This is a genomic window from Methanolinea sp. (assembly GCA_016699325.1).
In the GTDB taxonomy this organism is placed as follows: Archaea; Halobacteriota; Methanomicrobia; order Methanomicrobiales; family Methanospirillaceae; genus UBA9949.
This window is the reverse complement of record CP064971.1, coordinates 1,303,272-1,325,714: the sequence shown is the minus strand read 5'-3', so window position 1 is coordinate 1,325,714 and position 22,443 is coordinate 1,303,272. Positions and strand designations below refer to the sequence as shown.

Annotated in this window: 22 protein-coding genes and 2 pseudogenes; 14 read left to right on the top strand and 10 right to left on the bottom strand. The window is 55.5% G+C overall.

The window, feature by feature from the left end; translation table 11 throughout:
* Window positions 1–4: 4 nt before the first annotated feature.
* The 6 genes and pseudogenes from IPI71_06945 (at window position 5) to IPI71_06920 (ending at window position 4,674) form a co-directional block, all read left to right on the top strand.
* The gene (locus IPI71_06945; protein QQR70412.1) at window positions 5–295 is read left to right on the top strand and encodes a 50S ribosomal protein L21e; all 291 of its coding nucleotides are present in this window, start codon (window positions 5–7) and stop codon (window positions 293–295) included.
* Window positions 296–318: 23 nt separating this feature from the next.
* Complete coding sequence (locus IPI71_06940) at window positions 319–669, top strand: RNA polymerase Rpb4 family protein (protein ID QQR70411.1); 351 nt, start codon at window positions 319–321, stop codon at window positions 667–669.
* 10 nt (window positions 670–679) lie between these two features.
* Entirely contained in the window at window positions 680–1,240 is a 561-nt protein-coding gene (locus IPI71_06935) for a DUF655 domain-containing protein (GenBank protein QQR70410.1), read from the top strand.
* Window positions 1,237–2,007 (top strand): 16S ribosomal RNA methyltransferase A, encoded by a 771-nt coding sequence (locus IPI71_06930; protein QQR70409.1) that lies wholly within the window; start codon window positions 1,237–1,239, stop codon window positions 2,005–2,007. The genes IPI71_06935 and IPI71_06930 overlap by 4 nt, the downstream gene beginning before the upstream one ends.
* A 107-nt stretch (window positions 2,008–2,114) precedes the next feature.
* Window positions 2,115–2,684 carry a methyltransferase gene (locus tag IPI71_06925; protein QQR70408.1) on the top strand — a complete coding sequence of 190 codons (570 nt, stop codon included), beginning with the start codon at window positions 2,115–2,117 and terminating at the stop codon, window positions 2,682–2,684.
* Between the two features lie 390 nt (window positions 2,685–3,074).
* Window positions 3,075–4,674, top strand: a pseudogene (locus IPI71_06920) (IS1634 family transposase).
* Here IPI71_06920 and IPI71_06915 read toward each other — a convergent pair.
* On the bottom strand, window positions 4,619–5,713 hold the full coding sequence (locus IPI71_06915; protein QQR70407.1) for a hypothetical protein: 1,095 nt from the start codon (window positions 5,711–5,713) through the stop codon (window positions 4,619–4,621). The pseudogene IPI71_06920 and the gene IPI71_06915 overlap by 56 nt on opposite strands.
* A gap of 577 nt (window positions 5,714–6,290) precedes the next feature.
* Complete coding sequence (locus IPI71_06910) at window positions 6,291–7,661, bottom strand: MBL fold metallo-hydrolase (GenBank protein QQR70406.1); 1,371 nt, start codon at window positions 7,659–7,661, stop codon at window positions 6,291–6,293.
* A 105-nt stretch (window positions 7,662–7,766) separates the two neighbouring features.
* On the opposite strand from IPI71_06910, the gene IPI71_06905 reads away from it, so the two are divergent.
* From IPI71_06905 to IPI71_06895, 3 genes are all read left to right on the top strand, one after another.
* On the top strand, window positions 7,767–8,468 hold the full coding sequence (locus IPI71_06905) for an HAD family hydrolase (protein QQR70405.1): 702 nt from the start codon (window positions 7,767–7,769) through the stop codon (window positions 8,466–8,468).
* Window positions 8,468–9,160 (top strand): SOS response-associated peptidase, encoded by a 693-nt coding sequence (locus IPI71_06900; GenBank protein ID QQR71979.1) that lies wholly within the window; start codon window positions 8,468–8,470, stop codon window positions 9,158–9,160. The genes IPI71_06905 and IPI71_06900 overlap by 1 nt, the downstream gene beginning before the upstream one ends.
* Window positions 9,161–9,962: 802 nt before the next feature.
* A complete protein-coding gene (locus IPI71_06895) occupies window positions 9,963–11,138 on the top strand; it encodes a KamA family radical SAM protein (protein ID QQR70404.1) in 1,176 nt (391 codons plus the stop codon).
* Between the two features lie 18 nt (window positions 11,139–11,156).
* On the opposite strand, the gene IPI71_06890 is transcribed toward IPI71_06895, so the two are convergent.
* The 7 genes from IPI71_06890 to IPI71_06860 form a co-directional block, all read right to left on the bottom strand.
* Window positions 11,157–11,759, bottom strand: a complete 603-nt coding sequence (locus tag IPI71_06890; GenBank protein QQR70403.1) for a DUF2179 domain-containing protein — start codon at window positions 11,757–11,759, stop codon at window positions 11,157–11,159.
* A gap of 386 nt (window positions 11,760–12,145) precedes the next feature.
* Window positions 12,146–12,994 carry a 2-oxoacid:ferredoxin oxidoreductase subunit beta gene (locus tag IPI71_06885; protein ID QQR70402.1) on the bottom strand — a complete coding sequence of 283 codons (849 nt, stop codon included), beginning with the start codon at window positions 12,992–12,994 and terminating at the stop codon, window positions 12,146–12,148.
* A 2-nt stretch (window positions 12,995–12,996) separates the two neighbouring features.
* On the bottom strand, window positions 12,997–14,646 hold the full coding sequence (locus IPI71_06880) for a 2-oxoacid:acceptor oxidoreductase family protein (protein QQR70401.1): 1,650 nt from the start codon (window positions 14,644–14,646) through the stop codon (window positions 12,997–12,999).
* Between the two features lie 88 nt (window positions 14,647–14,734).
* A complete protein-coding gene (locus IPI71_06875; GenBank protein ID QQR70400.1) occupies window positions 14,735–15,022 on the bottom strand; it encodes a DUF1894 domain-containing protein in 288 nt (95 codons plus the stop codon).
* Entirely contained in the window at window positions 15,001–15,483 is a 483-nt protein-coding gene (locus tag IPI71_06870; protein QQR70399.1) for a DUF1890 domain-containing protein, read from the bottom strand. The genes IPI71_06875 and IPI71_06870 overlap by 22 nt, the downstream gene beginning before the upstream one ends.
* A 55-nt stretch (window positions 15,484–15,538) precedes the next feature.
* The gene (gene fdhD, locus IPI71_06865; protein QQR70398.1) at window positions 15,539–16,279 is read right to left on the bottom strand and encodes a formate dehydrogenase accessory sulfurtransferase FdhD; all 741 of its coding nucleotides are present in this window, start codon (window positions 16,277–16,279) and stop codon (window positions 15,539–15,541) included.
* A complete protein-coding gene (locus IPI71_06860; GenBank protein ID QQR70397.1) occupies window positions 16,276–16,602 on the bottom strand; it encodes a divalent-cation tolerance protein CutA in 327 nt (108 codons plus the stop codon). The genes fdhD and IPI71_06860 overlap by 4 nt, the downstream gene beginning before the upstream one ends.
* 104 nt (window positions 16,603–16,706) lie before the next feature.
* Here IPI71_06860 and IPI71_06855 point away from each other — a divergent pair, with 104 nt between their 5' ends.
* The 5 genes and pseudogenes from IPI71_06855 to IPI71_06835 all read left to right on the top strand — a co-directional run bounded on the left by IPI71_06855 (window position 16,707) and on the right by IPI71_06835 (window position 22,200).
* Window positions 16,707–17,855: an LL-diaminopimelate aminotransferase gene (locus tag IPI71_06855; GenBank protein ID QQR70396.1), complete on the top strand. Its 1,149-nt coding sequence runs from the start codon at window positions 16,707–16,709 to the stop codon at window positions 17,853–17,855.
* On the top strand, window positions 17,852–19,156 hold the full coding sequence (gene lysA, locus IPI71_06850) for a diaminopimelate decarboxylase (GenBank protein QQR70395.1): 1,305 nt from the start codon (window positions 17,852–17,854) through the stop codon (window positions 19,154–19,156). Before IPI71_06855 ends, lysA begins: the two co-directional genes overlap by 4 nt.
* A gap of 16 nt (window positions 19,157–19,172) precedes the next feature.
* Complete coding sequence (locus tag IPI71_06845) at window positions 19,173–20,495, top strand: nucleic acid-binding protein (protein QQR70394.1); 1,323 nt, start codon at window positions 19,173–19,175, stop codon at window positions 20,493–20,495.
* A gap of 40 nt (window positions 20,496–20,535) precedes the next feature.
* Window positions 20,536–21,508 (top strand): annotated as a pseudogene (gene radA / locus IPI71_06840) (DNA repair and recombination protein RadA).
* On the top strand, window positions 21,502–22,200 hold the full coding sequence (locus IPI71_06835) for a phosphoglycolate phosphatase (GenBank protein QQR70393.1): 699 nt from the start codon (window positions 21,502–21,504) through the stop codon (window positions 22,198–22,200). The pseudogene radA and the gene IPI71_06835 overlap by 7 nt, the downstream one beginning before the upstream one ends.
* On the opposite strand, the gene IPI71_06830 is transcribed toward IPI71_06835, so the two are convergent.
* Window positions 22,182–22,433, bottom strand: coding sequence for a PRC-barrel domain-containing protein (locus IPI71_06830; GenBank protein QQR70392.1), 252 nt, complete (start codon window positions 22,431–22,433; stop codon window positions 22,182–22,184). The genes IPI71_06835 and IPI71_06830 overlap by 19 nt on opposite strands.
* Between the last annotated feature and the right edge of the window lie 10 nt (window positions 22,434–22,443).

The following is a 22,443-nucleotide window of genomic DNA, read 5'->3' as shown; positions in this document are numbered from 1 at the left end:
GAATATGGCACACCACAATGGACCAAGAAAGAAGACACGGTACAAATTAAAGAAAGACATAAGACGACGGGGAATCCTCCCGGTCACATCCCTTATCCAGAGGTTTGAGCCCGGCCAGAAGGTCCATGTCGTCTGCGAACCGAGTACCCAGAAGGGCATGCCTCACCACCGGTTCCACGGTAAGACCGGGACGGTGCTTGGACAGCGGGGCCGTGCCTGGATACTCCGGGTCCGCGATGGCGATAAGGATAAGATCGTCATCGCCAGACCGCAACATCTAAAAGCACAAAAGTAACACGTTGCAGAAAGGTGACCGGCATGAAGGTGAAGGCGATACGGAGCGAAGAAAAGGTAACCCTCTCCGAGGTACGAAAAATATTGGCAGAGGTGGAAGCCGAACGACTCGCCGCCGGAAAGGAAATGTCATACGAGCTTCGCAGGAGCATCGAGCATGCCAACACGCTCGCAAAAATGCCGCCGGAGGATTCCAGGGTTCTTGTCGATGAACTCCAGAAGCTCGAGAAGATGAAACCGGATATCGCGTTCCGGATCGCCAATATCGCTCCCCGGACAAGGGACGAGCTGCGGGCCGTCTATGCCAAGGAAAAATTCTCCCTGACCGGGGAGGAACTGGACAGGATCCTCGAGCTGGTTGCTTCACATCTCTGAGAGGATCGCCATGAAAACAGACAGTAAAGAGGTCAACGCCATAGTGCTCGATGTCCTCCAGAAGGGCCATCCCGACGATCCCCGTCCGGTATTCAAGCGCGAACCGATCGTCCAGGCAATCGGGGTCAGCCAGTTCAAGCTGCTGGAACTGGTGCCGAAATCGATGGACATCCAGATCCACGATAATGTCTATATCGGGGACGGCGAGCGAGACAAAATCGAGCGGGTCAAGCGCCGTATCTCCTACGAGGAGCTGACCCATACGGCGAAGGTGGAGCTGCCGTTCGTGATCGAGAAGCTCGTTGCCGAGAAGGAACAGGAATTCGTGCAGTTTTTCAATAAATCAATATCGATAACCCCTAAACTCCACATGCTCCACCTCCTCCCGGGCATTGGCAAGAAGCTGATGTGGGAGATTCTCGCTGAGCGGGAGAAGAAGCCGTTTACTTCATTTGCCGAAATCAGCCAGAGGATCAAATCGATTCCACACCCCAACAAGATGGTGGTGAACCGGATCCTCGAGGAGCTGGAAGATCCGAATACCAAGTACCATGTCTTCACATCACGATGACTGTCCCGAAGGACCAGCATTTCCTGGTCAATGAGCATGCCATCAGGAAGATTGCCGATATCATCAAGCCTGAAGACCGGGTGATGCTGGAGATCGGCCCGGGGAGGGGAGCGCTTACGCGGGCGCTTCTCGACAGGGGTGGCAGCGTTAACGCCGTGGAGATCGATTCTGCGCTCATCGAAGAGCTGGAACTCATCTTTTCTGATGAGATACAGGGTGGACGGCTGACGCTCACCCATGGCGATGCTGCCCGCTGCGCCCTCCCGCCTTTTCAGGTGGTGGTCTCAAACCTCCCGTACTCAGCGTCTTCGAAGATAACCTTCCGGCTGCTCGATATCGGGTTTGAAGAGGCGGTCCTGATGTACCAGGCCGAGTTCGCCCGCCGCATGATCGCTCCGGCCGGGACCCCGGAGTGCGGCCGCCTCTCCATCATGGTCCAGACCTACTGCTGCGTGGAACGCTGCTTCGACCTCCCGCCCCAGTACTTCTCCCCCAAACCCCAGGTTCGGTCTACCGTGGTCAAGCTCATTCCCCGTGGCCCGATCTTTCCCATATCCGATAAAAAACGCTATGCGGATGTGGTCCGTGCCCTGTTTGCCCACAGGAGAAAGACGGTCAGGAACTGTCTCCGGAATTCCCGGGGGCTGCTTGCCCCGGATGTCGCGGCGCTGATGCTCGAGCGGCTCCCCGAAGAGATCCTTTCCTCCCGTCCCGAGGCGCTCTTCCTGGAGGATTTCGCCACCATCACCAATGTGGTGTCAGAATGAATTGTTCCCTGAAGGTCTCCGGTACAGCCATGTCTCGCCACAGGAATGGCCGCTCCTGAGCAAATCACCACCGGACGGAAACCAGGAATGCGGCCTGGGGCTTTTCCATGACCACCTCCCAGGTGTATCCTGTGAAAGAGGATACGCTCCTTCTCCTCGAGGCAGCCATTTCCGAGTGCCGGCCGGGTGAGCGTGTCCTCGAGCTTGGATGCGGCAGCGGGCATATCGCCTGCCACCTCTCCCGGATCGCAGATGTCATTGCCACGGATATAAATCCGTTTGCCGTCCGGGCAGCCCATGCGCTCGGCATAGAAGTGGTCCGGGCCGATCTCTTTGCAGGAATTTGCGGGCAGTTCAATCTCGTCATCTTCAACCCCCCCTACCTCCCCACCGCTCCCGAGGATCGAATAGACGACTGGATGGAGTTTGCACTCGATGGGGGTCCTGACGGGAAGGTGGTAATTGCCCGGTTCATCCAGGATGCCGGGAGGGTGCTGGCTCCAGGTGGCCGGTTCCTGGTGCTGGTCTCATCCCTGACCGGGATTACCGAAACCTGTGCTCTCATCGAAAAAGAGGGCTTCAGCAGGGAAGTGGTTGCACGGATGCGGATCGAAGGTGAGGACCTGGTTGTGGTGAAGGGATACAAGGTAAAAAACGAGGGAGGTTTTGTGTGGTGACGCTTTCTCCCGGGTTCTTCCCTGATCGCCACATGATACGCGGTTTCCAGAGAGCCATGGCTTTTAACCTAACTTCGCCACTTTTCAGTACTTCCATCAAATTTAAACGACTTAACCCAATTCGCCAGAAGCAATTTACCAGTGATTTGGCGCCTCCAGGCTACCATATCTCTTGATAAAATCTCCAAGAATTGGGCGTATTTCTGGGGAGAAGTTGGAAATGATCTTGACAGGATACCCAAAAGAAGGGTATATCCCACCTTTCGCACGTGGCCCCACGATTTCTGGAAATAAAATACTTAGGGTTATATCCCACCTTTCGCACGTGGCCCCACGATTTCTGGAAATAAAATACTTAGGGTTATATCTTAGCGCAGCAATACATATTCTGTGGAGCCTGTATCTCAATTCACGGCGAAGAATTTCAGTTCTAAGCAGATTGCCCATCTCGGTCTGGTGGCCGGCATGATCGATGAACTCGGAATATCAGCAGTAATCGATGACGCCCTGCCCAAGACACGGAACCATATCCTCCCCCATTCAGCGATTGTCAAGGCCATGCTCCTGAACGGTCTAGGCTTCAATGAACGCCGGCTCTATTTCTTCTCGCGATTTTTCACCAACCTCTCGACAGAACAGTTATTCGGCCCTGGTGTTACCCCGGACCACCTGAACGACGATGTTCTCCTCCGGACACTCGACCGTATCTACGAGTATGGAAGCACCGACCTGTTCAATGATATCGTAGTGGCAGTCATGGAAAACTCTCGTTTGGCACCCACCTCCTCCATGCTGACACAACCAGTTTCAGTGTTCACGGTGACTATGACACCGATGACGATGACGACTTCCGGACCATCAAGATCACCTACGGTCACAATAAAGATCACCGCTGGGACCTCAAGCAGTTCGTCCTTGCGATGGTAACCAACCATCACGGCATCCCGCTGTTCACCTCAGCTTACCCCGGCAATGAGTCAGACAAGAAGATCCTCCTTGAGACCATTCGTAAGGCACAGCAGAACCTGAATCTCGAAGACTAGGCCTACTATATCGCCGACAGTGCGTTCTATACCGCCCCCTGCTACCATCGATGAAGTCAAGTCGCTGCTGTTTGCCGATATTCCCATGGTCCCGGGGAAGGAGGAAGGATACTCGTTTCATGAGCGTCTCGTTACCTACGCCGGAATTGACCAGAAATGGACCGTGGTACATTCCGAGAAGAGGCGGATGGCAGGTGAGAATAACTATGTGAGGAACCTGGCCAAGCGGCTGGATAAAGCGCGTAAATCATGGAAGAAGCTCTGTGCCAAGGAATTTGCCTGTGAGCCCGATGCACGCATGGCTGCACGGTTGTGGTTTGATGCGCACTTACCTGTCCGCTGATAGGGTCCAAGTATTCTCAAAGACGAAAAAGAAGAACGGAAGAAAAGGGCGCCCGGGCAAGGATGAGGCTGTTGAGACAGTTTTCTTCGTCGATTCACCGCTTGAGATCGTTCCGGATGTGATCGAGCAGGAGAAAGCACGTCTCGGACGGTTCATCCTGGCAACAAATGATCTTGACCTGGATCCGGACACTATCCTGAAATATTATAAGGGGCAGCAATCGGTTGAGCGGGGGTTCCGGTTTCTGAAGGATAAGAGTTTCCGGGTTGCCGAAGTTTTCCTGAAGAAAGAGACCAGGATTGAAGCGCTTTCCATGGTTATGGTGCTCTGCCTATTCGTCTATGCAGTAGCCGAGTGGCATATCCGGTCCCAACTCAAAAAGACAGGGAAAACGGTGAAAAACCAGCCGAAAAAGCCAATCCAGAACCCGACCATGAAATGGATCTTTACTCTGTTCATGAGACCGGCGGAAGTCACAGTCACCCTAAATTCGCAGATACAGCGGTTTATCGTGAATCTGGACGAGGAAGTGATTCAAATTCTTGATGTCATGGGGCCAGCGTTCGGAAAATATTATTTTGTGAGGTCGACCTGCGAAATGTAGGGTATATGATCGTAAGTGTCAAATTCGTGAGATAATTTTTGAGGACTTTCAGATTTTTCACGACGGGATCTTTACAGAAAAGTTGTGTCAAACTCACCAGGACTTTGGTGAGGAAAACGATCAACACGCACCTGATCACCGCGTGTTTGGACCAGTGCCGGATCGGCCGGAGCTCGGCTCCTTCTTTGAGGTCCCGGATGAACTTCTCTGCACGGTCACGATTCTTGTAGGCATTCAGGATGTTTTCGGGATCATCATCGATGGTTGATTCAAGCACGAAGAAACCTTCAAGACCGGTTACATAGGGGTTGGGGATATCGCCAATGATCTTCTGGAGATGACCACGGGCGATGATCCAACCCTCAGGAGCGATATACTGGCCGAGATCTTTTCCGCGTTCAACCTTCTTTGTGAGAACCTTCCCCTTCTCCAGGTCTTTCTCAAGTTTCCTTGCTTTCTTCGTCAACTGGTCACAGGCCAGGTCGTCACAGAAAAATATGTACCGGACTTCTTCGCCATCCCGATATTTGACACATGAATAGACCCGGTTGCCAGAAACGAATGAAACCTGGCTTTCTTTCCTGGCATGGTAGATCGTTATCTCGTTCCGGTATGGTCCTTTCTTCTTTGCTTTCAGGGTCAAATAATGGAACTTCAGATCGCGGATCCTTCGTTTGTTATCCTGGGTATTCCCTCCACAGTCAAACACCAGAAGACTGCCTTCAGGAAGAACGCTCGAGCATAACCGGATCAGCATCTGCATATGCTTTTTATCCTGAACATTTCCTTTCTGGATGGTCAGCATCGTCGGTATGTTATTGAGGCCGACACTGATCCCAAATGCGATCTGGAGTTTCCCTGGCTGATTGTCCCGGGAATACCCTAACTCCCCCAGCGGACATTTTGTCCCCTCAAAGTAACTCGAACTGAAGTCCACGAACTGGGTTGGATCCACGAGGCTCTGCTGGGAGATCCAGCGTTGAAACTGGTCAAGAACAATCGACTTTCTTTCTCCCAGTCGTTCCAGAGTCCGATACAAACTCCGGTCTGAAATTGTATCTTCAAACCCCAGTGTCTTGAGAAGTTCGTCGGGGTAAAGTCCAGAATCTTATTGATCGATACCGATTGATTGAGTTTGTTGCTGATGAGAGCTTTTACGGATGGTATGAATGACTTGCTTCGACCACCAACTCCGCCAAGAACTGATGCGAAAAAGTTGGTCTCCGAATCAATTTTATCGATTAATGCTATATTACCTAATGAGAAGGCTGTGTTTTTTTGCATGAAATTATATAAACACTACCTTCTCATCCTTCTTCTGGCGAAGTCAGGCAGATGGGTGATTTTTCCAGGCCGGGGACCATCCATGAGCCTGAGTAACCGATTACCCGCTTTTTCTCCATTTATCCCGTGCAAGGATACCCATTGGGGTGATTAAGAACTGGATCGATACGAGAGTGTACCCGTCAGCCGCGATGAACGGCAGGATGAAACCTCAAACCGTCCAGCCGCGATGTCCATCGATGGCTGGTATTAAAACCGTGTCCGCGGTTTTTATCAGGGGGGATGTGCCCCGACAGTCTCATGGGGGTTTCATTCGAAAAAAAAAACAGGGTTCAGGGTGGCTTTGCGACCGGCAACCCTGCGCTCTTCCAAGCCGTTATACCACCGAGGATATTGGCAATGTCCTTGTACCCGTTCCGGGCAAGGATGCTTGCTCCCAGCGACCCTTTGAACCCCACATCGCAGTACACGGTAACCTGGCCGCTTTCCGGCACCTCGGATATCTTTTGGGGAAGCTCTCCGATATAAATATGGTGCGCTCCCGGAATGATCCCGGTGCGGTTGACGTTTTTGATGTCCCTCACATCGAGAAGGAAGATGTCAGATGTCTCCCGTCTTCTGGCCAGTTCATGGACTGTCCAGGCAGCAATCTTTCCGATTGGTGCAGCCGAACTCAGCCATGCCGGAAATCCACCGGCAAGGTATCCTGCAAAGTTATCGTAGCCAAGCCGCATGAAGTGCCTGGTTATTTCTCCAAGATTGCAGTTGAAATCATCAACAAGGATTATTGGATCCCCATAATTCAGGAACCAGCCCATGAACTCCGGGAGACCTTCTCTCCAGATTGAGAGGGATCCAGGGATGTGTCCTGTGGCAAAGGATGTCGGGGACCGGATATCCACGATCTGCGCACTGCTCTGGCTTTCCCGAAGCTCCTCAACCCCGAATGGCTTCGGGTCAGGCAGATGGTGGACGACGGGCGCGCCCTCCTGGTTATACTTCTCCATCATCCTGAAGTAGGGAGGGAGGTAGTGGTGCTCGGTCACCTTTCTCCTGATGAACTCCTCGCGGGAAAGTGCCAGGAGAGGGTTGGCCTTCTTCTCATAGCCAATGGTGGAGAACTCGCGGTCGCTGATCTCCGATCCGCAGATCGAGCCGGCTCCATGGGCAGGGAAGATGACGGTCTGGTCGCCAAGCGGAAGGAGTTTTTGTGTGATACTATCGTAGAGCATCGCTGATACCTGGGGCCGTTTCTTCTCGCCAAAGAAATCGGTCCTCCCCGCATCTCCGGCAAAAAGCGTATCGCCGGTAAAGACCCCGGAGGGGAGCTGGGAGACATCGTGGTCGGTCAGCACCACAGATATGCTTTCCATGGTATGTCCGGGTGTTTCGAGTACCTTCAGTTCGATCGGACCAAGGCGGAAACAGTCCCCCTCCTTCACCGGTTTGCCATAGGCAAAGTCCATCTGGTGCCCATGGAGGATCAAAGCACCGCTCCGGGCGGCAAGTTCGAGCGAGCCGATGACGTAGTCCTCGTTCCGGTGGGTCTCGAAGATATATTCGATCCGCGCTTCTTCTTTTCGTGCGAGATCCAGGTACTCATCGACATCGCGCCTTGGATCGACAACGGCAGCATGCCCCCCGGCACTGATGAAGTAGGAGTTGTGAGAGAGCCCTTCCGAAGTAATCTTTTTCAGAATCATGTGTAAATCCCGATCGGCAATAGCGTTTCCGTGAGCGAAATACCTTTGTTCCTGTTGCCGGGGGGAATAGAACTATGATGTTGTCTGCAAGAGATCATGCCGTATATGCCGGGGGATGGAATCTCGTCGCTCATTTTTGACATGGATAATACCCTTTTTGACCTGGTGGGGGCGAAGATGCGGGCCTGTGGCCGGGTTTCGGAGCACTGCAGGGTGGGTTCTGCCGGAGAACTCTTTTCCTTCTTTCTCCGCAAGGCAGGAGGCTTCGAAGACCCGGAAAACATCAGGGACTTTTTAGACCACCACGGGTGCTATAGCGAAGATGTTTTCCAGCATTGCACGGAAATTTATAAGAGAGAGAAGCTTCGTGATCTCGCCCCCTACCCCGGGGTCAGGGAGACGCTCCGGCTGCTTGCAGATGCCGGGTTCCGGATGGCCCTTGTGACCGATGCTCATCTCCCGGACACGTGTGCCCGGCTGAGTCATACCGGTCTTGCAGAATTTTTCGATCCGGTCGTGACCTACGAAGTTACCCGTGCCCATAAACCAAGCACGCTCCCATTTCTCTCCGCGCTCCTGCAGTTGAGGGCAACTGCACGGGAGACTGTTCTCATCGGTGACAGTCCGGTCCGGGACATCGCCCCGGGGGTGATACTCGGGATGACCACGGTCTATGCCCGGTATGGCGACCGGTTCCCCCGCACCGGGCAGGATGGCGGTGCCCACTATGCTATCGATGACTTCCGGGACCTTGCCGGTATCCTGGGCCTTCCCCTTTATGACACCGGGCATGGCCAGGTCGGGTGATACCTACGTGCGGACGCTTCACCATCACTGTGACCATCGGGCTCCCGGAGCGGTTCGGGGTTGCTGGAACAGAGGTCCAGATTGAGCCCCGTTACAACATCGCTCCCTCACAATCGGTCCCGGTCATTTTTTTTGAGGAGGAGGGCGGGCGGCTCATGGCGGAAATGGTCTGGGGTCTTGTCCCCCACTGGGCGCGTGAACCGGCCGTTGTCCGACGCTCCATCAATGCCCGGTGCGAGAGCCTGGCAGAGCGGCCATCGTTCCGGGATCCATTGAAGTATACCCGCTGCCTGGTCCCGGTAAACGGGTTCTATGAGTGGAAAAAGGCCGGAAAAACGGCGTATCCCTATTACATCCACCGGAAGGACAACCGACTCATGGCGATTGCCGGACTGTACGACATCTGGAAGGCCCACGATGGAAGGACGCTTCGGACCTTCACGATTATCACCACAGAGCCAAACAGTCTTGTCTCCTGTTACCATGATCGGATGCCTGCGCTGCTTCGGGAAGAGGATGAGAGCCGGTGGCTTGAACCCGGCCGAATCCCTGCCGGAACACTCCGGGAACTCCTCAAACCCTATCCCGCAGAGTTGCTTGAAGCTTACCGGGTCTCCGGCAGGGTGAACGACCCGTCAGCTGAAGGTGAAGACCTGGTAAGGAGGATCCCTGACGGCACCCTGCTGGTCTGATCTCATCCTGCCAGCTCTCCCAATCGCCTGCGAGCTACTTCGACCTGCCGGTAAAGATGAATCTTTTCCAGTCAACGGCGGTAATTCCCTTTGAACCGAAGAGAAAAGTGCTTCGCCTGGGTTCCAGTCATAATCAAAGTGCCCTCTTTTCCATGCGCCGTGAGAACTTAGTACATCATGTTTCGGATTGGATCCTGAACCTGGTATCCCAGGTCATCGTCAAATTTTCTATTGTTGTCCACAGTATCCACGCTCGCACTGAGGAACTCTGCTCCAGGTACGGAGAATTCGTCACCGCATCCGAGAAACCATAGGCTTCGCCGGTACAGCCGGGAGTGTTATCCTATTGATAGAAGATAGAGAATAACCCCCTCCTGAAAACAGTCTCTCAGGCATACCCTTTTTCCATGTTGGCATGAGGAATCCAGATTTCAGCCCCCTGAATCCGTAAAAATCCTTCCAAGGGCGACTGCGAGCCGGTGCCATCCGTCAGGTTACGGCGAGGTGGAATCCTACCCGGAGCACTTGCGGTAGAAAAGAAACGGCTCAACCATTGCGGCCCGGTCCTCTCAGGGTTCTCCATACAATGGCGTTTTTCAGTTCCGCGCTGTCATTTTATGGGATGAGTCTGACTATCAAAGAAATTTTTACCGCTAACAATAAGTTTTAATTATTTTGATTTCAATTAAAAACCAAATCTTCCGGGTTCCACAACGGCCATCAAGGGACAAGGACAGCTTCTTCGACAATCCAAACTCTGGCCGGACAGGAACCAGGAGCACCTTTCACAGAGGAGCCAGCCATGAAGAATCCAAAGTATCTTATCAGTCTTGATCAGCTCAAACGGCTTGCGCTCAAAGAACGTATCCGCCTTGAAGAGGTTACCCGGAAATTTGCCTTCAGAACGAATGAATACTATGCATCCCTGATCGATTGGGACGAACCTGAGGATCCTATCAGAAAGATCGTGATCCCGGATACCAGGGAGCTGGAAGAGTGGGGAGCCCTTGATGCTTCATCGGAAAAGACCTATACCGTCGCGCCGGGAGTACAACACAAATACCCGCAGACCGCCCTTTTCCTCGTTGTTGATGCGTGCGGCTCGTTCTGCCGGTTCTGCTTCAGGAAACGACTATTTATGAACAGGGCCGATGAAACTGTCCGCGATTATTCCCAGGGAATCGAGTATGTCAGGAAGCATCCCGAAATCACCAATATCCTGCTCACCGGAGGGGACCCGCTTATCCTTGCAACAAGCCGGCTTTCGTCGCTCATTGGACGTCTCCGGTCGATAAAACACGTGAAAATAATCAGAATCGGGAGCAAGATGGTCGCATTCAACCCGTTCCGGATCCTGAATGACCCTCCTCTCCTTGATATGGTACGGACATATTCCACAAAGGAGAAACGAATCTACATCATGGCCCACTTCAACCATCCCCGGGAACTCACCTCCCAGGCAATCGAAGCACTTGACCGCCTCCGTGACGCCGGGGCTATCATCGTCAACCAGACCCCACTCATCCGGGGGATTAACAGCGATCCGAAAGTCCTCACCGAACTTTTCCGCAAGCTTTCATTCATCGGCGTCCCGCCATACTACGTTTTCCAATGCCGGCCGACACTTGGAAACCGGCATTTCGAGCTGCCACTCGAAAAAGCATACGAAATATTCGAACGGGCAAAGATCGGCTGTTCGGGGTTGGCCAAGCGTGCCCGCTTTGTGATGTCGCATGCATCCGGCAAGATCGAGGTTGTCGGTAAATCGTCCGACGCCGTCTACTTCAAGTATCACCAGGCGGCATACCCCCCGGATGCGGGACGATTCATGGTTTTCCGGAGCAATCCATCAGCATTCTGGTTCGATGACTACGAAGAGCTCATCGATGATTTCCGGATCTCCGGCAACGAGGATGAGGACTTACCGGCCTTCCCGTTCGGGGGAAAAATCTCCGATAACTCCCGCGTGACAGGGTAGCTTGGAATCCCCGCTGTTCTATTTACCCTTCCTGAAGTAACCGAAAGGATCGCGGTAACCAAAAAGGAGGAGAGCCGATCGTTGCTCCGGGAAGATCCCTTCAGCGACTGACTTAACATCTTCAACGGAGTAAAATGCTTTCGGGAGATAATGTCTCACGCCAGTGACAACTTCTTCGAGATCCTGGCGCTTTATCACCGAGAGAATAATCTTTACCTTTCCCTTCGATCCCTCTCCGTCTGCGATCGTGACCCCGAAGCTCCGCTGACGCAGGTAAGCGACCAGCGGGGTGACATCCTCTGGGGATATCACCCGGACTATTACGGTCCCCAGGCGAAGGCGCTCCTCGACCTTCATGCCTATGAACGTCCCTGCGGCAAATCCTCCACCGTAGGCAATGTAGGAGGCGATATTGCTGATATTGGACATCACCTGGCCGATGGCGACCAGCCAGATGATCACTTCGAAAAAGCCAATAACGGGGGCGATGTATTTGAAGCCCCGCGCGATAAAGATGACCCGCAATGTCCCAAGGCTAACATCGCAGATTCGGAAAAAAAAGATCATGGAAGGGAGTACCACCCATGCGAAGATGTCAGCAGACACTGGCGGTGCCGTCATAGTATCCTCTTATACATCGTATTGTATGTAAAATCTCTCAATGAAGTTTCTTTTTCCGCCATTACCCGGGCGGAACAGAGGGGATCCGGCCCCATGCCGCACCAGACCCCCGGTGGTGCATCACCTGGGTCAACCGGCTAACAGTGATTGAAAAGTCCGCCTGGCGCACCGGAACTTGGCCCCAGGATGAGAGTCCCTGCACCGATTGGTAAAAGTCTGTCACCCTCTTTTTGAGCCGGTAAAAGACCTCTTCCTCGTCCCGGTGTTCGAAATTGGCATTCAAATATCGTCTTCTCGGCGATCCGGGAATACGCGTCCATCATCCAGGCCATGGTCCGGGCTTTGGTATACATGTCAGGAGCCGGGACGACACCAACTCTCCATGCTCACCTCTTCTTGTCAAGGATGGCCCGGATTGCCTTCTCACGGTCCGTCCGGGTCAGGCCTTGATGGGGATACTGCTCTTCAAAGACTGGTTTTTCCTGCCTGAAGAAGAGGCCGAATGGAATCGGGGCGTCCCTGTTGTAGTCCCATTCCTGCGCCTTGTGGCATGCAGCTTCAAAATCCGTCGGATCGTGACCGGAAAGAGCATACCCCTGCCGGTCGTAGAGCTCGCTTGCGTTGAAGTAGCTTGCACAGACCTGGAGCACATCGATAAATGCGAATCCCCGGTGCCGCAACCCCTGAGAGATGAGGCCCTCCAGTTCCTTCATCCTCCTGCTGGTACCTCGTGCGATGAAGCCTGCCCCGCTGATCAGCATCAGCGATAAAGGGTTGAAGGGAAGTTCCACGGTCCCTCCCGGAGTGGAACGCCCCTTGAAACCGAGCGGCGAGGTGGGAGTATACTGGCCTGTGGTCAGTCCGTATACGCGGTTGTTATGGACGATGACGGTTATATGGGAATTCCGCTTTGCGGCAAAAACGAGGTGATCCAGTCCTTCGGCATAGGCGTCGCCGTCCCCGGCACAGCAGAGAACGGTGAGCTCGGGGTTGGCAAGTTTGATTCCGGTAGCGACAGGGATGGTCCGCCCATGTATGGAGTAGAAGCTGTTGATGTTCAGGTAATCGGCCATCTTGGCATGACACCCGATCCCGGTCACGAGCACGATGGTCTCGAGCGGGACACCATCGTCCACGAGGCCCTGGATGGCGTTGCGGAGGGCAAACTGGATGGTGAAGTTGCCGCACCCCGGGCACCAGGTGTTCTGTGCATCGGTTATCAGCGTCTGGTTCATTATCAGGTCACCTCCGAAAGCCTGCGCTCCAGCTCTTCTATGGCAAATGGCCGGCCATCATACTTCAGGACGGTCGCGTCAACTCCAATCCCGTTCCGGGCGCAGAGCATTACCAGCTGGCCGAGCGCATTCTCCTCAACCGCGATGATTCGCTCTGATCCGGAAAGGGATTCCCTCAGCTGCTCGCCGGGAAAGGGGGAGAGCACTACCGGTTGGACAACACGGAAGCCCAGGGTTCCGGCAACTTCACGACAGCCAGATAGCGTGGAGCCCCAGCACAGGAGGGTGACAGGATTACGATCGCCGCCGAATACTTCCACGGGCGATAGGGTTGCGGTCCGGGCACGAAGAGTCTCTTCCTTTAAAAGCCGCTTCTCGGTCATCCTGGCGGTGAGATCGGCCCGCTCGGTGGTTATTCCTGCTTCATCGTGAACGTAGCTGTTTACCTTAACCATGGAGCCGGGGACCGGGGGATGAAGCATCGGGGAGATCCCGTTTCCGGTAAAGGAATAGCGGCGATAGGGGCTTCCGGCAGGAACATCCGGATCTTCTTCGGCAGGGAGGGGTGGAAATGCCCCATCCAGGAGAGGGGCTGTCCCTTCGCAGAGCGTCTTGTCTGTCAGGATAATGGCCGGGACCTGGCATGTCCAGGCAAGAGAGAGCGCCCGGGCTGACCAGACACAAGCCTGGTTAATATCACCGGGAGCTACCACCAGCCGGGGGAACTCTCCCTGGCCTGCATGGAGCATGAAATGAAGATCGGTCTGACCGGTGTAGGTGGGAAGCCCGGTGCTCGGGCCGGTCCGCTGCCCCATGACCACCACAACCGGTACCTCGTTTGTCCCGGCCATGGAGAAGCTCTCGGTCATCAGGCAAAACCCTCCGCCGGAAGTCCCGACCGCTGCTTTTTTTCCAGCATAGGCTAGACCATGGGCCATCAGGATGACCGCTATCTCGTTCTCCGGATGTACCACGGTCAGGTGATGCTCTCCTGCCATCCCTGCCAGGAAGTGGAGGAGGTTTGAGGTCGGTGTCATCGGGTAGGCAACAAATGCATCGAGGCCTCCGTGCAGGAGACCGAGGCCGATCGCTTCGTTCCCCGAGACAAGGGGGAGGGGCTCTCCAGCCCCCGGCTCTATGGTATGCACCTGTTTCACCGTATCGTATCCTCTCCGGGCAACCGCGATATTTTTGTCAAGCCCCCGCGGGATCTGTCGCGAAAACACCTCCTCCACCACGGTGAACGGTATACCGGTAACACCGGAAAATGCCCCAATCATGCATGAATTTCCCATTACTGCGGGAGCCTGCTCCTCGCGGAGGATGTCCTGCACCGGAACGCCCTGCCCGTCCGCGGTCGCTCTTCCACTATCGAATACCACCACTGTTTCGTCATGCATGAGATCACGATGGAAATTGATGGTGTCCTGGTTCAGGGCAAGCACAATATCGATCCGTTCCCGGCATGCACCGATCGGCATATCGGCCGCCCGCGTGATGGTAAAGTTGTGCCCTCCCTTGATAAGTGACGGGTAATCGAAATACATGTACGAGAAATATCCCATCCGGTTGAGAAGATGAGAGACGAGCAGCCCGGCACTGTTGATGCCATCCCCGGCCCTGCCCCCTGTGAGAACCGACAGGTCAGCCATAACCTCCTCCTGATCCTCTGGTGTCCGGGAAAGCTGATATATATTCCGGGAAATCGGGATATTTCAGAAAAAAAAGTAAATTAATGGTTTATTTTTTCTTAGCAGGAGCGGTGCGCCTGATCAGGTCTGCCTCACCGGGATCTCGTACCTGCACAAGAAAGGTCCCGTAACATGGCTTGGTATAGGGGAATGTGATTGTGTCCCCGTCAAGGCCGATCGAGATGGGAGGAACACCGATTACCGCTTTTCCAAAGATGCGGAAGCCGGGATCAACATCATAGTGTTCCTTGCAGCGGGTCCTGACATATTCCCTGCACTCCTTGAAGCTGGCGCCCTGCAGGATGACTTCGTATTTCAGAGATTCGAGACAACCCATGGGAGCACCTCGTCTATCTTTTTCTTCAGCGGCATTGGGTTATGCACCGCATGTGCCGCGATCTTTTCGCAGGGGAATTCGATGGCATCCGCCATTTCCTGGAAATGTTCTCCGTAGATTAGCCCGACAACCATGGCGCCGGTCAAGGATTGTACTGTTGCCGCATAGCTGATCCCCGCATCGTTATGAATAAAGATAAAATAGTAGTCAAACCGGCTCTTACCGTCAGCAAGGTCTTCAATGAACCGGTCCAGGTCGATATAAGCCCCGGTATAGCGGCGGTCAGGGTCGGATACCTCTGCATTAAGCCGTGCGGCTCGGTTCCCGGCAATAATTGGGACAATCCCTTTTTTCCGGAGGCTGGCTGCAAGGTAGAGGGAGATACTTGTCTGCACCGGTACCTGCGGACAACCGAGGACAAGGACGGCCTGCTTTCCTCCCGCCACGTTCTCTATGCTCATACCGGTATTCTATTGGACATCGGCCTTCAAGTGTTTTTCCGAAGGTGTTTTGCTCTTACGGGCTATCGGTGGCGACTCCACGGACCCTCCAGGGATGGGTGTAGACCGTAAACCGTTCCTCCCGGGAGAAACAGATCAGGGTGATCCCGAGCTCATCGGCGGTCGCAATACCTCGGTCGGTTGACGCCGCCCGGGAGATAACGATCGGGACCCCGGCATTGGCATACTTGATCACCATGTCCCGGGGCTGCCTCCCGGTGCAGCCGATAACGCATTCAGAGAGATCGATCCCGTTCAGCACGCCGTAGCCGATTACTTTGTCGACGGTGTTATGCCTGCCGACATCACTCGCCCGGAAAAGGATCTCGCCGCCGCGGGCCAGGACCGAGCAGTGGACACCTCCTGTCCTTCGCCAGAGGTCGGTCACGATCTCCCGGGTGATGGAAAAGACCTCGGGGATGGTAATACAACAGGGGGACAGGACCGGTTCTGGAGGCCGGCAGATGAATCCCACGGTCCCGGTTGTCTCGATCTCCCGCTCACAGGACACCTCAAGCGGAGCGGATACCCGGATCTCATTTCCCTCGACCGTTACGGCATCGACCGATCGCGAGAGCCCCTGGCAGAGGACGAACCCTGCCCCAAGCTCGCGCAGGTGTTCACCGCTTGCCACCATGTCCAGAAGCCGGGTCCCGTTCAACACGAAGATGAAGTGTTCTTCCCGCACGATGGTATCGTCAATCCCGGCAACCTGTTCGCCCCTGACCTGGAAACCGGTATGCCGCACTGTTCTCATCGCCGAACCTCATCGCAGAACCATTGGAGATAGGGAAGGTAACCCCCAACCACCGGCAGCAGGATCATCTCCGGAAGATCGTAGGAATGAAGCTCGCGTACCCGGCTTATCGTCGCATCACTCTGGTCCCGGGTGGTCTTGATGATGAGAAGCTGCTCAGGATCCTCGCACAGCTCCCCTTTCCACCTGTAGAATGAAGTGACATCAATGATGTTCACGCAGGCTGCGCAGCCTTCCGAGACAAGGGTCCGTGCGATGGCTGCAGCTTCCTCTCTCCCGGCGGTGACAAGGATAACGACCGGTTCCTGCTGCATACTCCCCATACCGTTTCCATTCCACCATTGTGAGGCCGGAGATTTTATTCCTTCGGTCCCGGGGTTTTACGGCAGGTCACCTTAATGTGTGCCGGAAAAGAATACGTACCCGCATGTACGCGAAACGGATGGGGGAGCTCCCCCCCTACCTCTTTGCGCGAATCGATGAACTCAAAGCCGCACAGATAGCCCGGGGCGTTGACGTGATCGACTTCGGTGTCGGGGACCCTGATCTCCCCACCCCCCCACACATCGTTGATGCCCTGTGCCAGGCGGCACAGGATCCCCGTAATCACCACTATCCATCGTATGCCGGGTTGGAGCGATACCGGGTCGCCGTCTCCGGCTGGTATGCCGCACGGTTCGGCGTGAAGCTTGACCCGAAGAAAGAAGTCCTGGCCCTGATGGGCTCAAAGGACGGCATCGCCCACATTCCCGAGGCATTCATCAATCCCGGAGACTATGTCCTTGCCCCAAGCCCAGGATACCCGGTGTACCGGACCTCGACCCTGTTTGCTGAAGGAAAGATCCATGAGATGCGCCTTTTACCGGAACGGAATTTCCTCCCTGACTTCTCTGCGGTCCCGGGGGATATTGTAAGGAAGGCCCGGCTGGTATTCCTCAACTACCCGAACAACCCCACTTCGGCAATCACCCTCCCGGGCTTTTTTGAGGAGGCGGTCGATTTTGCCCTGGACAAAGACCTGATCATCATCCACGACAACGCATATTCCGAGATCGCCTACGATGGCTACCAGGCACCGTCATTCCTTTCGACCCGTGGAGCCATGGAAGTGTCTGTGGAGATGCACTCCCTTTCCAAGACTTACAACATGACCGGGTGGCGGATCGGGATGGCCTGCGGGAATGCCGAGATTGTCGCCGGTCTCTCCAGGGTCAAGACCAATGTGGATTCCGGTGTGTTTGATGCCGTCCAGCACGCTGCTATTGCAGCGCTCTCCGGCCCGCAGGACTGTGTCCGGGAGGCCTGTCGGATCTATGAAGAACGGCGGGATGCCCTGGTTTCCGGGCTCCGGTCGCTCGGGTATATTGTCAGTCCGCCGAAAGCGACCTTCTATGTCTGGATGCCTGTTGATGATTGCATGCAGTTTGCCGCCAGGCTGCTGAACGAGGCCGGGATCGTGGTCACCCCTGGTATCGGATTCGGGAACGGCGGTGACGGTTATGTGCGGTTCGCCCTTACACGGTCAACTGAGCGGATCCGGGAAGCGATTGAACGGCTGGAGAGGCTTTCCCCATGAACCTTCCACCGCACCTAGCCATCCGGGACGATCATCTCTGGATCGGGGAGCACGATACCGTGGAACTTGCCCGGGAATGGGGCACCCCGCTATTCGTTACCGACCAGGACCGGATTGAAGCCTGCTACTCGGCGTACCGCGATGCGGTTTCTGCAGAATATTCCCGGATGAGGATCCTCTATGCAGCCAAGGCAAACGGCAACCTCGCGGTACTCCGGACCCTGGCGGCACTCGGGGCCGGGGCCGATGTCTTCTCGTCCGGAGAACTCCTCCTGGCACTCGCTGCTGGAATGCAGCCGGGAACCCTCCTCTTCAACGGGAGCTCAAAGAGCCGGTCCGACCTCGCCCTGGCTGTTGAGAGAGGAGTCCCTGTCTCGGTGGACTCTCTCGACGAGCTCAGGCAACTCGAAACCGTTGCCGCAGCAGCAGGGAAAACAGCCCGTATCGCGTTCAGGGTCAATCCTGCAATCGATGTTCCCACCCACCCAAAGATAGCTACCGGCCTTGCCACAAGCAAGTTCGGGATAGCCCATCACCTCATCCCCTCCGCGTACATGGAAGCCCTTGCCTGCGCCCATATCGACCCGGTCGGGATCCACTGCCATATCGGATCCCAGATCCTCGATGTGGAACCGTTTGCACGTGCCTGCGAGGTGATGATGGTGATCGTCGGGGAGATCACCGCGTTGGGGGTCCGGCTGGAATTCGTCAACCTTGGCGGGGGGCTCGGCATCCCCTACCACCGCGGGGAGGGGGAGCGATCTCCCAGCCCTGCAGATTATGCCAGTGCTGTTGTACCGCTGTTCAGGCAGGGCATCCGCGAGGCAGGAATAAGCCCGGAGCTCTGGATCGAGCCTGGCAGGTCGCTTGTAGCCGACTCAACCATCCTCCTTACCGGAGTCAACTCGGTCAAACCGGCACACCGGAATTTTGTTAACGTTGATGCAGGGTTCAACCTGCTCGTGAGGCCGGTTATGTACGATTCCTGGCACGAAGTGATTGCGGCAAACAGGGCCGGACAGGAAAGGACGACCATCTGCACCATTGCCGGGCCTATCTGCGAGACCGGTGATATCCTTGCTCATGATCGGCTGCTCCCAAAACTCGCCGCAGGAGATCTTGTCGCTGTGCTCGATGCCGGCGCCTACGGGTTTGCCATGTCCTCCCAGTATAACAGCAGGCCACGATGCCCGGAGCTCATCCTGAAAGGCCGCTCGGCCGCCCTCATGCGGAGGGGAGAGGATATCGGCGACCTGACCCGGACCATGGAGACCCCCCCCTGGCAGGAGCGGGGTTGCTAGCAGGGGACCACTGGCAGTGCAGTTCCACTACGCGCTCGTGGATGACCTGGTAAGCAGGGAAGAGTTCGAGAGGCGTGTCGAAGAAAAGATGCAGGAATGCGGCGACCTCCTTGACGAGGTCACAGCTGCAATGGTCGTGGTATACGATCTCGGCAGAGAGCATGTCAAGGTCCGGGACCTATCGACCGGATCCACCCTCTCGTCATTTTTTGGCAAGGTTATCACCATCTCCCCTCCACGGGAATTTACCCGTAAAGATGGTGATAAGGGGTGGGTAGCTCACATTATCGTCGGCGATGAGACCGGTCAGGCACGGGCGGTCCTCTGGGATGAGAAGGCTGCCGCGGTCGCAGAGATAGAGATCGGTGACGTGCTTGAAATCATCGGAAAACAAGGAGGGCGTCCAGGGGATATCGTGGTGCTTGCCCTCCGGAAATCACCCATCGAGATATCGTGCGGGACTGCAGTCCAGCCCCAGTATCGCCCTGCGGAGCGGACCGATGTTGAGGGGATTGTTCTTCTCCTTGGCGAGCCTCGTACCATCGTCCGCAGGGACGGGTCAACCGGAGGGATAATCGAGGGCTGCTTTTATGACGGTACCAGCACGGCCAGGATCGTGTCCTGGGACCCTGCCCTCCTGGCCGGCGTGCAGGAAGGGGTATGCATCAGAATTGGGGGAGTGTTGCTGAAGCAGCGGACAACGGGAACTGAGTATGTCATCGATGAACGAAGTACGATCTCCCCCGCGTCCTGTACGTATTCCTTCAGGTTCAGTATCCCGGGTGATGTCCGGGAGGGGGGGGTGTTCTCAATCGAGGGGGTTGTTGCATCCGTCCAGCCGCCCCGGGCATTCACCACCCGGGATGGCCGGCCGGGCCATGTCCGGAACCTCGTGATCACCGTATCGGCCACCGATCTCAGGGTGGTCTTCTGGGGTGACCGGGCCCTCATCCCTATCGTTGCTGGTGACCGCATCACCATCTACCAGGGATCCGGCAGGACCGGCCGGGATGGCGGACTCGAACTGCATGTCGGGGCAGGCGGATTTGTCAGGGTGCAGCCCCCTTCCGCAGGCCAGGAGTTCGAGATGGATGGAACCATCATTGTTACCCGGGAAGGCACATTCATCGATGATGGAAGTGAGAGGTTCCTTCTTTCCGGAGAGCACCCCCATGGGCATGAGGTCCGGGTCCGCGGGTTCCGCTCGGGTGATCGGATCACTGCGGTCGTTGTCGAAGAACGGGAGCCGGATCCTGCAGCGGTCCGGGATCGGATATGCACGGTTGCCGGTATGTCCGCAGACAATACTTTCACGCTGCATGGCCGCCAAGATATATGACAGGGAACACCATGCTCTCTCTGTCAGAGGTGACTATACGATGACCAATGGACCGCTGGACCTTGAAGATCTCCCTGGAGTCGGGCCAACGACCGCGGAGAAGCTCCGCGAAGCCGGGTTCGTTACCGTGGAGAGCATTGCTACAGCCTCTCCCGTCGAACTGGCCGAGACTGTCGAGATCGGAGAAACGGTTGCAAAGAAGATGATCAAGTCCGCCCGCGAACTGGTGAATATAGGCGGCTTTCGGACAGGGAAGGACGTGTTCGAGCAGCGAAAGGAGGTCCGGAAGCTCAAGACCCTCGTCCCCGAGCTCGATGAGCTTCTGGGTGGGGGGATGGAGACCCAGGCCATCACTGAACTCTACGGAGAATTTGGCTCGGGGAAGAGCCAGATCGTCCACCAGATGGCGGTCAACGTCCAACTCCCCGAAGAGGAAGGAGGACTCAACGGGAGCGCTATCTATATCGATACCGAGAACACCTTCCGGCCTGAGCGTATCGAGCAGATGGTACTCGGTCTCGGGATCGATGCCGACCCACAGGACTACCTTGCAAACATCCACGTGGCCAGGGCACACACTTCCGATCACCAGATGCTGATGGTTGAGACTGCGCGGGAACGGGCCGCGGAGCTGCGGACCACCGACAAGCCTATCAAGCTCTTCATCATCGACTCACTCACATCGCACTTCCGTGCCGAGTATGCCGGGAGGGGGACGCTTGCCACACGGCAGCAGAAGCTGAACCGCCATCTGCATGATCTCTTCAAGCCTGTGCGATGAGAATAACGCGGTCGGCCTGGTCACCAACCAGGTACTCTCCAATCCAGCGGTATTTTTCGGAGACCCAACCAAGCCCATCGGTGGAAACATCGTCGGTCATACCGCAACGTTCCGTATCTACCTGCGGAAGAGCAAGGGTGGGAAACGGATCGCACGCCTGGTGGACAGCCCGAACCTCCCCGAGGGCGAGGCGCCGTTCATGGTAGAGGAGGCAGGACTCAGATCGTGCTGAAGGGGATCGTAACCGATATCGATGGAACAATAACCGACCGGCACCGGAGGATCCATACCGGTGCCATCTCTGCTTTGCGGGAGTTGTGTGATTACGGTGTAGAAGTGGTGCTTGCCAGCGGCAATACACCCTGCTTTATGGATGCAATTTCGAGAATGATCGGGACCCAGGGAAGCTTCATCGCAGAGAACGGTGGGGTCTACCGTGCTGGATACACCGGAGACCTTTGCATTCTCGGTGACCAATCCGTGGTCAGAGAGGCGCTTGAAACCGTTATCACGTTCTACCAGAAAAAAGACATCAACCTCGATATGTACAGCCCTACCTACCGGTTTGCCGACTGTGCTTTCGCCCGGACAGTCCATCCCGGTGAGGTACGGGAGATCGTGCAGGGTTTCCCGGTGGAAGTCATTGATACCGGTTTTGCAATCCATATCCAGGCCCGTGGTATCAGTAAAGGCCGTGCGTTTCTTTCGCTTACGCGTGATCTCGGGCTCAGCCCTGCTGATTTTCTGGCGGTTGGTGACGCCGAAAACGATATCGAACTTATCAAAAATGCAGGGATTGGAGTGGCTGTCGGGAATGCCCCGGAGGTGTTAGCCGCAGCCGCCACATGGGTCTCGGAGAATAAATATGGCGAAGGATTTATCGAGGCCCTCACCCGGTATAAACCCTATTTTCTTGAGAGATAACGGTCGACGATAATATAGTCCTTGATATCCTTGACCGCCTCAAAGGTGATGAACAGGCGGTCGCCTTCCATCCGGTAACCGGTGGTGTCAAACGACGGGTCGGGATAAATGATGAGATCAACCACCTGACCGGTATCAAAATCGACAACGAGGTTTCGGAGGGTCCCAATCATCTTCCCCTCGTTAGTAACGATCTTCTTCTTGGAAAGGCTGCGGGCTAACACTCTGGCCATGAGAAAACTG

What these genes read in the sequence shown, in the direction of transcription:
- IPI71_06945 (QQR70412.1), top strand. Translation starts at nt 5, where the DNA reads ATGGCACACCACAATGGACCAAGAAAGAAGACACGGTACAAATTAAAG.
- IPI71_06940 (QQR70411.1), top strand. Translation starts at nt 319, where the DNA reads ATGAAGGTGAAGGCGATACGGAGCGAAGAAAAGGTAACCCTCTCCGAG.
- IPI71_06935 (QQR70410.1), top strand. Translation starts at nt 680, where the DNA reads ATGAAAACAGACAGTAAAGAGGTCAACGCCATAGTGCTCGATGTCCTC.
- IPI71_06930 (QQR70409.1), top strand. Translation starts at nt 1,237, where the DNA reads ATGACTGTCCCGAAGGACCAGCATTTCCTGGTCAATGAGCATGCCATC.
- IPI71_06925 (QQR70408.1), top strand. Translation starts at nt 2,115, where the DNA reads ATGACCACCTCCCAGGTGTATCCTGTGAAAGAGGATACGCTCCTTCTC.
- IPI71_06910 (QQR70406.1), bottom strand. Translation starts at nt 7,661, where the DNA reads ATGATTCTGAAAAAGATTACTTCGGAAGGGCTCTCTCACAACTCCTAC.
- IPI71_06905 (QQR70405.1), top strand. Translation starts at nt 7,767, where the DNA reads ATGCCGGGGGATGGAATCTCGTCGCTCATTTTTGACATGGATAATACC.
- IPI71_06895 (QQR70404.1), top strand. Translation starts at nt 9,963, where the DNA reads ATGAAGAATCCAAAGTATCTTATCAGTCTTGATCAGCTCAAACGGCTT.
- IPI71_06890 (QQR70403.1), bottom strand. Translation starts at nt 11,759, where the DNA reads ATGACGGCACCGCCAGTGTCTGCTGACATCTTCGCATGGGTGGTACTC.
- IPI71_06885 (QQR70402.1), bottom strand. Translation starts at nt 12,994, where the DNA reads ATGAACCAGACGCTGATAACCGATGCACAGAACACCTGGTGCCCGGGG.
- IPI71_06880 (QQR70401.1), bottom strand. Translation starts at nt 14,646, where the DNA reads ATGGCTGACCTGTCGGTTCTCACAGGGGGCAGGGCCGGGGATGGCATC.
- IPI71_06875 (QQR70400.1), bottom strand. Translation starts at nt 15,022, where the DNA reads ATGGGTTGTCTCGAATCTCTGAAATACGAAGTCATCCTGCAGGGCGCC.
- IPI71_06870 (QQR70399.1), bottom strand. Translation starts at nt 15,483, where the DNA reads ATGAGCATAGAGAACGTGGCGGGAGGAAAGCAGGCCGTCCTTGTCCTC.
- fdhD (QQR70398.1), bottom strand. Translation starts at nt 16,279, where the DNA reads ATGAGAACAGTGCGGCATACCGGTTTCCAGGTCAGGGGCGAACAGGTT.
- IPI71_06860 (QQR70397.1), bottom strand. Translation starts at nt 16,602, where the DNA reads ATGGGGAGTATGCAGCAGGAACCGGTCGTTATCCTTGTCACCGCCGGG.
- IPI71_06855 (QQR70396.1), top strand. Translation starts at nt 16,707, where the DNA reads ATGTACGCGAAACGGATGGGGGAGCTCCCCCCCTACCTCTTTGCGCGA.
- lysA (QQR70395.1), top strand. Translation starts at nt 17,852, where the DNA reads ATGAACCTTCCACCGCACCTAGCCATCCGGGACGATCATCTCTGGATC.
- IPI71_06830 (QQR70392.1), bottom strand. Translation starts at nt 22,433, where the DNA reads ATGGCCAGAGTGTTAGCCCGCAGCCTTTCCAAGAAGAAGATCGTTACT.